Origin of the sequence: Bacteroides sp. MSSM.1001136sp1_RTP21357st2_D2_RTP21359_211015 (assembly GCF_040913205.1) — a bacterium.
GTDB lineage: Bacteria > Bacteroidota > Bacteroidia > Bacteroidales > Bacteroidaceae > Bacteroides > Bacteroides ovatus.
In genome coordinates, this window is sequence record NZ_JBDFVF010000062.1 from 1 (window position 1) to 12,395 (window position 12,395).

Annotated in this window: 5 protein-coding genes and 1 pseudogene; 1 reads left to right on the forward strand and 5 read right to left on the reverse strand. The window is 42.8% G+C overall.

Features of this window, described 5'->3' with window-relative positions; genetic code table 11:
• The 3 genes and pseudogenes from AB5217_RS24350 to AB5217_RS24360 all read right to left on the reverse strand — a co-directional run.
• Positions 1 to 259 (reverse strand): annotated as a pseudogene (locus tag AB5217_RS24350) (glycine/betaine ABC transporter); the annotation flags it as partial.
• Positions 256 to 1,482: a glycine betaine/L-proline ABC transporter ATP-binding protein gene (locus AB5217_RS24355; RefSeq protein WP_032843840.1), complete on the reverse strand. Its 1,227-nt coding sequence runs from the start codon at positions 1,480 to 1,482 to the stop codon at positions 256 to 258. The pseudogene AB5217_RS24350 and the gene AB5217_RS24355, both read right to left, overlap by 4 nt.
• A 298-nt stretch (positions 1,483 to 1,780) precedes the next feature.
• Positions 1,781 to 2,119, reverse strand: a complete 339-nt coding sequence (locus AB5217_RS24360; protein ID WP_004307078.1) for an MGMT family protein — start codon at positions 2,117 to 2,119, stop codon at positions 1,781 to 1,783.
• Positions 2,120 to 2,202: 83 nt separating this feature from the next.
• On the opposite strand from AB5217_RS24360, the gene AB5217_RS24365 reads away from it, so the two are divergent.
• The gene (locus AB5217_RS24365) at positions 2,203 to 3,498 is read left to right on the forward strand and encodes an LruC domain-containing protein (RefSeq protein ID WP_004311733.1); all 1,296 of its coding nucleotides are present in this window, start codon (positions 2,203 to 2,205) and stop codon (positions 3,496 to 3,498) included.
• A 141-nt stretch (positions 3,499 to 3,639) separates the two neighbouring features.
• On the opposite strand, the gene AB5217_RS24370 is transcribed toward AB5217_RS24365, so the two are convergent.
• Together AB5217_RS24370 and AB5217_RS24375 are read right to left on the reverse strand one after the other, a co-directional pair.
• A complete protein-coding gene (locus tag AB5217_RS24370; protein ID WP_316931800.1) occupies positions 3,640 to 6,510 on the reverse strand; it encodes a substrate-binding domain-containing protein in 2,871 nt (956 codons plus the stop codon).
• 4 nt (positions 6,511 to 6,514) lie between these two features.
• Entirely contained in the window at positions 6,515 to 12,100 is a 5,586-nt protein-coding gene (locus tag AB5217_RS24375; protein WP_368112677.1) for a carboxypeptidase-like regulatory domain-containing protein, read from the reverse strand.
• Between the last annotated feature and the right edge of the window lie 295 nt (positions 12,101 to 12,395).

Consider the following 12,395-nt stretch of genomic DNA (forward strand, 5'->3'; position numbering starts at 1 on the left):
GCATAGTAGCCTCCCAAAATCCCATTCCATAGATCAGTAATAATCCCAATGCGGTGAAAATTGCCGTACCGCGTCCTGCTTTCATCCATGCGAGTGCAGCAAGTACCAAAATGGTTATATAAAAAGGTATTCCGAAAAGTATGTGTTGGAATCCTATAATAAAACTACCGATGCCCGCATTCACGGCATCAAAGAAAGTGGAAAAATGTACCATCATCCAATTGATGGCCATCTCTATATATTGTCCTATATTTATCATAAATCTATTGCGTTTTGAATTATTTCGTTTATTTCTTCTTTATCTTTCCCGGTCACTTCGATGATTAAGGATGAAAGCGGGATTGTTCCTAAAAACTCGCGCGTCTCATCAATCACCCATACCGGTGAATTGCTCTTTGTCATTAGAGGAAGTATATCCTCCAACACCGTATCCTCCAACACAGAATGTACTTCTGTACGCACAATCGTTTCAATGGATTTTTCCTGTTTGCTACGTAACTTAAGCAAGTCGTTCAGACGTACTTCTCCGACCAGTTTATCATCGGTGTCTATGACAGGTAATACGGTGATATTCTTCGCACGCATCTTACGAATCAATACTTCGGGACCTTCTTTCTTCAGACGGGCCACCAACGGTTTGTCAATCATTAAAGAAGAGGCGGTAATAATTTTGCTCCTATCCACGTTTTCAACAAAACGGGCTACATAATCGTTAGCCGGTTCAGTCAGGATTTCCTCCGAAGTACCTACCTGCACCACTTCTCCGTCTTTCATGATGGCAATACGGTCACCTAGCTTAATTGCTTCACTCAAGTCGTGGGTAATAAAAACAATCGTCTTTTTCATCTTTGATTGCAAGGCCAGTAGTTCATCCTGCATCTGTACGCGAATCAGAGGATCGAGAGCAGAGAAAGCCTCATCCATTAAAAGCACTTCAGGATTATTAGCCAGAGCGCGAGCCAGTCCGACACGCTGTTGCATTCCACCGGAAAGCTCGCCTACCATCTGATTTTCATATCCTTTCAATCCGACAAGCTTCATGCTTTCCATTGCTTTCTTCTCACGTTCCTCTTTCTTCACTCCCTGAAGTTCGAGGCCGAACGCGATATTGCTCAATACGGAACGGTGAGGTAACAGACCGAAATTCTGGAAAACCATCGCCAGCTCTTTCCGACGAACCTGCAATAATTCTTTTTCGGAAATTTTAGATATATCTACTCCGTTTACAAGCACTTGCCCGGTAGTAGGACGTATCAGACGATTGATACAACGCAGTAATGTCGATTTTCCACTTCCCGAGAGTCCCATTATCACGAAAAACTCTCCTTCATTAATTGAAAGATTGGCATCTTTCACTCCTACCGTACAACCGGTATCTTTCAGAATTTCCTCTTTACTCTTATCTTTTTTCAACATCTTGAGGGCTTTCTGCTTCTCGTTACCAAAGATAAGGTACAAATCCTTTATTTCTATTTTACTCATATAATATATTGGTTTAGATTATAATATTTGTTTTGTTTTCAACTGCCGCATTCCTTATTCTCACTTACGATAAACAAGTTGAATGTTCGCATGGTTCAGTCATGTCACATGATAACATGACGGTCCGACGTTTTTTAAATGGTTAAAAAAAACAGACAGAGTAGTTTAAAAGGAATAGAATTTGATAAGATTATCCTCTTAATGAACAGTAGAAAACAGTATTTTCATAAATAAATAACAGTCTGTTCTTGCATATTGTTGGCACAAAGGTAAGGAAAATAGATTAAATATGCAAATTTCATTCAGGTACGGAGTAATTCCAAAGATGCTTTTTCAAGTCTACGCATCCATTTTGTTTGAAAGAGATCCCTTCTTCCAACAAGAGTTGTTTCTGCTCTGTCCAACCCGGAACAAGCCGTCCCGACGCATTGACAACCCGATGACAAGGCGCAGATAAATCATCCGGAATCTGTTTCAAAGCACGCCCCACCATACGGGAACATTGAGACATTCCCAATAATGCGGCAATTCCCCCATAGGTAGAAACTTTACCTACCGGAATTTCTCGGACAACCTGATACACCTCTTGACAAAAGGATGCGGAAAGGCTCGCCTTATCTACTTTATAATCTTTCATCACTCAAACATTACTTTATTTCAGTTCCAAAACTAGATAAAAAGAAAAGAATTTGCAAATAATAAAAGCATTTCAAATAAAATATGCAACTTTATTTGCTTTATTTACAAATAATCCCGACCTTTGTACCCATTAAAAGCAACCCTATTATTAACAAAACAAGCACTGCTGTTATGAAAAAGAAAACTATCCTGTTCGCTTCTTGTTTATTGGGAGCACTGGCTTTCAGCTCCTGTGAGAAGAACCTTTATGATGAAAGTAAACAACCCGAGAAAGAAAAGAAAATGACTGACTTGGAAGTACCTGCCGATTTCGACTGGAAAGGTTCTCAAAATGCCAAAGTGAAAATTGCCAGTCAATCAACTGCTACTATTTCTGTATTTCTAGAAGAAAATTGCAATGAAGAGGCTTTGATGCTTCGAATGGATGTCGATGCCAACACATCAAAATTGGAACTCCCAATTGAAATTCCTGCATATATAAAAAATGTGTATGTAAAATATGGTAATGGCTCTGAAATACAAACTGTTCCTGTTGAAAGTAATGGTACTATTTCTATAGTAGTACCTGCTAACGCTACGGCATTATCCAGAGTTACCACAAGAGCTAATAAAGAAGTTGAAACGAACAACATCTTCAATTATCCGGGATATGGCAACGGAACTATTATGTTCGAAGATATGTATCCAGCTTTAGGCGATTATGATTTTAATGATTTTGTTGCATGGTATAATTTCCAAATTGACGGTTTTTATTGGAGTCACAATCAATGTTATGCAGAATACTTAATGATAGGATTCCAAATCAGAGCTATAGGAGGTATATATGACTACAATCCTTATATCCGCTTGGCAGAAGTACAATATAATGAACTTGATTTAGAAGAAACTCAAATGTATCTTGAGCGTAACAATCCTGAAGAGGCTGAAAATATCAAAATCCTAAAAGGCCCAAAAGGGGAATTGATTATTTCACTAAAGAAACCGGCCATTCCTAACGGATACAAGTATTATAATACGGAGGTAAATGAAAAAACAAAGCCTAAAAAAATGATGGCCATTTACTTGGTGTTCAACTCACCTGTTAACGTTAAAAGCCTACAAGACAGTAAAATGGACTTTTATATTGCAAAAACTAATAAAGGACAAGAAATCCACTTAAAAGGTTATAGCCCGGTTTATTATAACAGCAACGAAAGTTATGTAAATGAAGACAACTTTATATGGGGATTAAAAGTACCTGCATCTTTACATCATGCCAGAGAAGAAGTAAACTTCTTGGAAGCATATCCAGACTTTGAACAATGGGTAACATCGGGAGGTCAAGAGAACCAAAGATGGTGGAATAAGCCAAAAACGAATAAGTTGATTATGAATTAATAAATATACAGTAAATCATATACTGAATTAAATAAGAGGTAAGGTATGTCAATAGATTTCCTTACCTCTTATTTTTATCATATGAATTCCATAGAAGTATAAACAGATAAATGCTCACCACCAAATTTTGCAGATTCTATCCTATCCTTTCCTCTTCAACAAATCTGTCGGACTCTCTCCAAACTGTTCTCTATAACATTTAGTAAAATAAGAAGGAGAACTAAAACCAACTTCATAACCTATCTCTGCCACTGTCATATCCGACGAAGCAAGCAGGGAAGCAGCTTTCTTCAAACGAGCTATACGAAGCAGTTCATTCGGGGAATAATTAGTTAGGGATTTGATTTTGCGATAGAGTTGCACACGGCTTAATCCCATATCTTTACCCAAGTCTTCCACATTCAAATTTGAATCTCCCATCTTTGCCTCAATCAAAGCTTTGAATTTTTCCACAAAGTCTTTATCCATATCACAGACATCCTCTTTCGCCAACGTTTGTCCGTCACCAAAAAACTGTTTCAGGCGGCGGTGTGAATCTATCAGATTACGAACGCGTGCCAATAGTAATTGCGAACTGAAAGGCTTGGAGATATAAGAATCTGCACCACCATCATACCCTTGAATTCGTTGTTCATCCAAAGAACAAGCTGTCAATAGGATAACAGGAATATGACAGGTTTGTAATTCGCTTTTCAAGCGACGACAACATTCAATTCCATCCATTCCGGGCATCATTACATCGGAGATAATCAAGTCCGGGACATATTTCATAGCTTTACGAATACCTTCCGAGCCGTCTGCAGCTTCTATAACAGTATAATCAGTATGAAGCAATCCATGCACATATAAGCGAATATCAGCGTTATCATCAATAATCAGAACGCAAGGTTTGGAAGAGTCGTAACTTTTTTCCAATTCCTCTTCTTCGTAAGTTAAAGCATCATTCAAGCTCGAAGAACCGGAATAACCGGAAGTTGCAGGAGTTGCCGGAACCCCAGCAACGGCAGAGGTTGTAGCATCGGTGGAGGTTACAGAAGTAGCAGACACAGAGAATGCCGGAGAGTTTTCAGAAACAACAGTCTCGCAAGTCTGCACAGGCAAATCAACGGTAAAGATAGTTCCTTGCTTTTCATCACTTTCCACCGTGATGGTACCTTTATGCAATTCCACAAAAGCCTTTACCAATGCCAGTCCAATACCCGAACCGGCATGGTGCATATCTATCTTATAGAAACGGTCGAAAATATTCCGGATATGCTCCGCAGAAATCATTGAACCGGTATTGGCAACGGTAAAGCGAATCCAGCAATGATCGTCTTTAGTCAGGGAAGACAAGCGTACAGTTACTTTTCCGTTTTCCGGAGTAAATTTGAAAGCGTTGGAAAGGAGGTTGAAATAGATGCGTTCCAACTTTTCTACATCTGCCAATGTGCGGTAATCCGTATCCGGCATATAATCGAATGAGAAATGAATATGCTTCTTCCGGGCTACTGCCATGAAAGATTCGTTCCATCCTTCAAAAGAAGAAAGAATGTCTAACGAAATAGGAGTATATTCCATTTTTCCATTCTCGTATTTACGAAAATCCAGAATCTGATTGACAAGACGCAAAAGGATATTCACGTTTCGCTGAACTAACAATAACATTCGGCGCTGATCTTCACTCAAAGACGAATCAGCCAGTAAATGCTCTACCGGGTCGGCAACTAATGTCAGTGGAGTACGAAAATCGTGAGATATATTTGTGAAGAAAACCAGCTTGGCATGAGTCGCTTCTTCCAGTTGATGAGAAAGCTGGATAAGCTGATCCCGCTGTTCTTCGAGTTTGTCACGCTGTTCTTCAAGAATATCCCGTTGCTCTTCGAGTTTATCGCGCTGTTGCTCTACTTGTTTCTTCTGTTCGGACAACTCTTTATTCAGGCGATTCTTGGAACGGAGGGATTTATAGACTACCAACAACAATCCCGCTACTAATAAAAGAATAACCAAGCCGCCATACATCACGACCTGCTGCGTAGCTACACGCGACAGATACCCACCGATACGTCCGTTCAATGTTTCAATCTTCTGATCCAGTTCCGAGATATGGGTAGTCTGAAGTTGCATAACGTGCGCGTTCGTGCGGTCTACAACGGCAGTATTCATGACCGTTTCGCGAGGATAAGACTTCTTCTCAAGAATATTCATGGCCAGTTGCATCACTTTGTCCCCATTAGTCGGATAAATAAAAGTTGCATCCAGCACATTGTCAAGCACCAATTCAAGCCCGTTTCCTTTGCCGGGCAGGGCATCAATGCCAACAAAAATCATTTCCTTTTCACGTCCGGCTTTCTTCGCAGCTTGATAGGCTCCCGGAGCGATACGGTCGTTATGTGCATATACCGCATCAATCTTCGGATGACGGCGAAGCATACTATCCATTTCCACTTCTGCCGGTTCACGTTCCCAGGCAGCATCCGCTTTATCAATCAGTTTGATATCCGGATAATTGCTGATAGCAGCCATAAATCCCTGATGGCGTTCCATGGCAGGGGTGGAACCACCCAGTCCGGTAAGCTCCACTACATTCCCTTTCCCTTTCAGACTTGATGCGATATAATTTCCTACCGCACGACCTATTTCATAATTATCGGCACCGATATAGGCAGTATATTTATCAGAAAGTATCTTCCGGTCTACAAGAATGACAGGTATTCCTTTCTGATAGGCCTCCTCCACAATTGGAGTCATGGGAGCCGCTTCATTGGCGGAAATTATCAGTAAATCAACTCCTTTATCTATAAAATAATGAACATCTTCCGCCTGCTTACGGTTATCATCCGCCGCCGAGCGGATTTCAACCGACACTCCATCATAAAACATCGCTTCGCGAAGAATCTCATCATTCATCTTGTGCCTCCAAGAGTCATCGCTACATTGGGCCACCCCAATACGGAAACGAGGCGCATCCTGCCGACAGGCCGCCAAGCCCAAAAGACAAAACAAGACTGTTATCCACTTCGTATATTTCATCGCTTCAATCATTCCCTTTCTTTCGTATATCTTTTGTATTTCTTTCTGTAATCCAAATTTCTCTCCCCGCATTATTTGCATTCACCACCGGGAAATACATCAGTTCCACTTTCACAGGGTTCAGCGTATATTTTCCAGTAAAGCGTGGAAGCAAAGGAACCGTAAACTGATAAGTACCTACCGGTAATTTTTCGCTAAAGATAACAGTTTTCTCTTTAAAATACTCACGATATACTTCAGAACGGGAGAAATTAACAGGTTTTGAGGCATAACTACAACCTGCCGGAACAGGAACTTCGAGCATCACATATTGCGCACCCTCCTGTTTCACCTGCAAGGTAACTGTCAATGTAACAGGTACACCCACCACCAAAGAGTCTTTTTCCAAAGTCACCTCCACCTTGAAAGCATCACTCTGACGAGCATTCATCACACGCTTCATTGAATAGACACTATACAATAAAGGCTCTTTTCCCGTTTTTGAAATAAGCAGACTGTCGCCTGCTGTCAGCCGGGCATGATAAGGAAATTCCGTAATTCGTTGATGATCCTTACCGCTCACAGACACCGACGTTCCTGACATCCCTCCAGAACCTGCCAGCAAATCGGTCAGAACAGTTGCCACAGCCGAAGAAGCCTGATACGTATTCCATCCGCGCTCCTTAGTCCGCAAAATATACAATTGCATATTTTCTTTCAACTTACACAGGGAAGGGTCATTTTTAATAATCCGGTAGGCTATCAATGTATTTATCATCTGATTTCCCTCCCAATAATAAGTACGCCGTCCGTCGTCACAGTAAACACCTTCCAGCATATCCTTTTTCAGATAAGGACGTACGCTATCACCCACATTCACCGAATCCACCTGTTGCTTGATTTCCCAGAGAAGCAGCTTCTCTTTCAAGTATGAAAGAGGACGATAATACTTGTTTCTATTTGCCAACGAGTCTTCTTTCTGTTCCAATTGCCGGACGAAAGGTTCCAATAATCTGACTGCCGAAGAATAATCCGCCTCTACTTTCCACTCATGCAGAGCATGAAGTATTTCTATATCTTCCAGTTTCATTCCTCGATAAGGACGCGTATGAGCATACTCCACTTTCAAACCATTCAGATTCAACTCCACAGGATAACCTGCATCTTGCGCCATCTTCAAAGCCCGCAGAATATGCGCAGACATCCAGAAAGAAGTATTTTCAGAGTTCCCCCACCACGACCATAACTGATGTTTGTTCTGATGATTCGTCAGTCGATGGATGATAGGTCGAATTGCTTTATCTACTTTCACCTTTTCACCCTTACTCTGCATATACTGTTGGTAAGCCAACAAACCGATTAACTTGGATGCCAGCTGCTCATTGCACAAATATTTGTATCCTGTCAAGTAATTCACTGATTCTTTATAGATGTCCAACTGATTGTCAGTGATACTCACCATCACTTCTTCATCCTCGCCGGATTGCACTTTAACCGTCTTTGCATCGGACAGAATACCCAATGTGCCCTCCGCCAATTCAGTTCCCTGTGCCAGTATCGGAATCGTATATTCCTCTCCATCCTGATAGCCATCGTCGCGAGTGAAAAGATAGCTGATGGTCACGCTATCGGCATGAACTGCCTGCATCGGCACTGTTTCATGAAATCCCTCCATGAAACTCACTTCCTGCCGTTTCAACGTATCCGTTCCGACGCAGAACTGTGTCTTTCCGGCTATGTGCTGCCCATCCAGATAATTGCGGATAGTCCCGACCACCGTACTCTGATCCCCCTCCACCAAGAAGCGGGGAGTTTTCAACTCCGCCATCAACGGTTTGTAAGAGCGGATGGAACGTCGGAAAGTACCCGTCTGCAAACGACGGTTCATGCCATAAACGACAGTTTCCCATTTCGTCACATTATCGGGGAAAGTTGTTTCAAACTGTACCGTTCCGGTTTTATCCGTAAACAAACGAGGCTGCCAGAAAGCCACATCCGAAAAATTCCTACGTAAGCCATTCAATTGCATCAGTTCATTATACAACTGTTCGTTATCCGCTTCTTCTTTTGCTTTCTGATCTTGCTCTTCCAGTTTCTCCAAAGGTGCGGTTGCAGCAGCAGAAGAAGAAGAACCTACCATTAATCCGGCAACAGACCCCGTCAACGAAGTTCTTGAACGCATGCCGTATCCTACAACGACCACTTCCTCCAGCGCCTGACTATCTTCTTCCAAAGTAACCAACAGATTGGCTCCGGGAGTTGCTCTCATCTCCTGCTGTTTAAAGCCGACATAACTAAACAAAAGCTGATCCCCTCCCCTGTCACAATCCATTTCGAAATATCCGTCCATGTCGGTGATCGTTCCCTCCGTCGTTCCTTTCACCACCACGCTGCACCCGATTAAAGGCTCTCCGGTAGCATCCGTCACATAACCGGAGACTTTACCGCCGTAATTGCGTACATACTGCCTGATCCTCATTTCCCTGTGACCAGGAAAGTTTGTACCGATCCTGCCAATTCCTCTTCCCAGCAAGAGCCACCCTGCTGACAACGAATCGCGTTCGTGTAGAGGCAGAGATTCCATATCTACATCCAGATAGGTATATGATTGTATCGTCAGAGCATCATGTTTCAGATACTTTCCATTGTTATAAAGCAAAATCGCATCATACGTTCCGGCAGGAAACTTGGAATATATTCTATTCATTTGCACCAAAGTATCCGGATAAACCAGTTCTCCGGTAGTGCAGTCTTTAAAGAGCAAGTTAGCCACTCCGGTAGAATCTTTTTCTTCCGGAAGCCGGAAATTCAACGTCTTATCCGGCAGGGAGAAATAAATCCGGGTGGGATGCCAACTCTTTCCCTTGCGAAGTTCGGCCACCAGACTACGGAATCTTTCCGGTGATAAATGGTAATCATTCAAAGTCGGAATCTTTGCCACAGACGAAAAATTCAGATAAGCCGGGCACAGTTCCTCATCCTTATATTTATAAACCACATTGCCCTCGAATTCATAAGAGAAACCTCCCTCATGCCGATACAACACACCATTCATATATTTCCAAGGTCCCGGCTCCACAGGACCTGCCAATATCTTTTTCTTGTAGCGCGACAGCTCCATGAGTGAAACCGGAAACAGCTTTCCATTATGTTCGAGCGAAGTATATACCGCCCCATCCATCACCGGAAGACGGCAAAGATACCGTTCATAACGCTTCTTCTCTTCCGAAGTAAACTTATACTCATCATATTTCCCTTTCCTCTGCCGCAACCAGACTACTTCCACTCCTTGCGGCAACTGATTCATATCGAAACTTAAAATCGTTTTCTTGCCCCGGTCGAAAGCCAGAGAATCAATGATGAAAGCCCTGTCGTGCATTCGCAACATTATCTTCTGCTTTCCCGACGGATGCAATACAGGAAAAGAATACTGCTTAGGCTGTTCCGTCCACGAAAAATAGCAGGGAACATCGTTCTGCTCAATCACATAGATATTCACCGCCCGCCCGTTCAGCATCACATAAGGAGCAAACTGGGTGGTTCCATCCGGTGTATCAACCGTCTGACGGAACAGATTTCCCGAAGGATAAGCAAACTGATAATAAGGCAACTTATCCAAATGAAGCAACTGGTTCCAATGCTGATAATCCAATGTGCCGGTATGTAGATACTCTTTTTGCTTCATTGAGTAGGAAGCTCGTTGCTCGCGCGGACGGGGTGCACTCCCGTAATAGGGTAAATCGGGTACGTGATAATCCAGCTGCGTGTTGACCGCAAAAGCTGTCAGATCGACGTTGGATACCGGACGCCCTTGTATATTGGTCACGTTCAATTTTGTTTTCACTTTCTGACCGGGATACACTCGTTCCGGCAAATCAGATTCAATCACCAGCCGTTCGGAAGGTGAAGTGTACGAGCGTTTCAACATACATTCCTTATCCCCCATGAAATAAAATACTTCTACGTAATAGACGGAAGAGGGATCGATCTCTCCGGATTTGTGTTCCATCTCTTTTCCCGAACCTTTCTGCAACAGGCGGTTGCCTTGATACACATACCAGGAAAGTTCCAGCTGCAAAGGATTGGAAAGGGAGACACAGAACGAATCTTTTTCTATGCCGCCATTCAGTTCCAGTTTGGAGTCAAGTGCGGCGGAAGCAATCGTCGTTTCATATCCTGTTTCCGGTATTTTGAAACGATAGTCCGTCACCGCCTGATTGAACGGTTCGCGATAGGGCAAACGCACTTTCTTCACTTCTTTCTTTTCACCATAGGTCAGTTCGGCCGCCACAGGACGCTCCACTCCCAGGTCGAAGAATGAAAAGCAAATAGTATCCGCCTGCGTAGTGCACTGCATATCATAGCACGAATAGTAGAAAGTCGCTTTGCTCTGCTGCTCCAAACGGTTATTGTCTGCCGTAAGCAAAACTACATTCACCGTATAGAAGCAATCGGAAGCTCCGAATATCCGAGCAGGAATATCTACCGAAGCTTTCCCGGAAGCATCCAGTTCCGCCTGCACGGACATCAGTGTATCGGGCAAAGAAAGTATCTGCGCATACGACTTCAGTACCTGCTGTCTGCCGACAGTCACTTCTACATTCACCTCCCGCAAAGGAAGTCCGTTGGCATCCGTTGCACTGATATCCATGCGGTTACTCTGCGATGCATATTGCACATTCGAAGCCAGCTTCACCAACAACTTGTTTCCGTTCAGTTCGTAGTCTTCATATTTGAAATTGGTGGAGGCTACGATGCGTCCCCGCTTATCACGAAGCTGTACAGTATATCTCTGATCGAGCTTCAGGTTCAATGAATCCGCCAACAGGAATTCTCCGGCGAAGCCTCCCGGATGGTAAGGGACGACGGACATTATCTTCTTATAGTCACGCCAGGAAGAACCGACACGCATCCACAATGAAAGTTCCTGTTTCAGAGGACGTTTATGTTCGGAGAGAGCATAAGACTTGAAACGGACAGTTTCGCCCGGTCTGTATTTATTCTTGTCAGTAATCAGGTAACTATAAAACTCCGGTGCATCTTGCCGCCCATAATCATTTTTATACCAGGGTGGTACAAGGTGTTTCCTCAAATCGAATACCGCACGAAACTTATCCACTTCAACCGTCAGGATATGCTGTTCTTTCTGCGACCAGTTATCGTCAGTATACGTCTGACTGTCTTCATCGTAATAAACAGCCTTGCTGCCTACCCGCACTTTGGCATCTTTCCTGATAGTTTCCCCGGCATCAACCACCTGCAAGGTGAGTACACCATACTCCTTGAAAAGGAAAACATGAAAAGGAATCACCGGAGCATAACGGTAATGAACTTCGTTCCGCTCTACATCAGCCAGCAGAAAATGCCCTTTGACCGGAGGATTGCTCCAAGTATCCGTGAAACGGGCAAAAGGAGTCTGCTGTATTTTATCCCATTGTTTCTGTCGGAGTTTGCCTTTGAGAAGTTTCAAAGCCTCTTTGTTAGTCAGTTCGAAAACGATCGTTTCGGGAGAGGTATCATCCCAGATCATCGGTTGTCCGAATGCTCCATTGGCAAAAAGCAGGACTCCCAATAACAACAGGCTCTTTAGCTGGCATAGCATTGTGTTCATAGTATTCGATAGATTGATTGAGAACAAAAATAGAAAATAAAACTGTGAGTATGCTATAAATCACTCGATTATTCGCAATCTTATCCCTTGAAAAAAAGTAAAAATGGTCCCCCATATTTACGCGGGAACCATTAACAAACGTATAAAGGGTAATACAAACACTTAATTGATGTTATAAAACATCTCTTTTTATTTGGATTATTTGCAAAGTTGACAGAAGTCCGTATCTTTGCAATGTGTTTTTCATAGTATTAGATTTAAGGTTAACAAAGGTTGGAGCAAGGCGTTGCTCCTT

Bases quoted from the DNA above. Each gene is read 5' to 3' on its own strand.
- AB5217_RS24355 (WP_032843840.1), bottom strand. From the start codon at position 1,482: ATGAGTAAAATAGAAATAAAGGATTTGTACCTTATCTTTGGTAACGAG.
- AB5217_RS24360 (WP_004307078.1), bottom strand. From the start codon at position 2,119: ATGAAAGATTATAAAGTAGATAAGGCGAGCCTTTCCGCATCCTTTTGT.
- AB5217_RS24365 (WP_004311733.1), top strand. From the start codon at position 2,203: ATGCAACTTTATTTGCTTTATTTACAAATAATCCCGACCTTTGTACCC.
- AB5217_RS24370 (WP_316931800.1), bottom strand. From the start codon at position 6,510: ATGAAATATACGAAGTGGATAACAGTCTTGTTTTGTCTTTTGGGCTTG.
- AB5217_RS24375 (WP_368112677.1), bottom strand. From the start codon at position 12,100: ATGAACACAATGCTATGCCAGCTAAAGAGCCTGTTGTTATTGGGAGTC.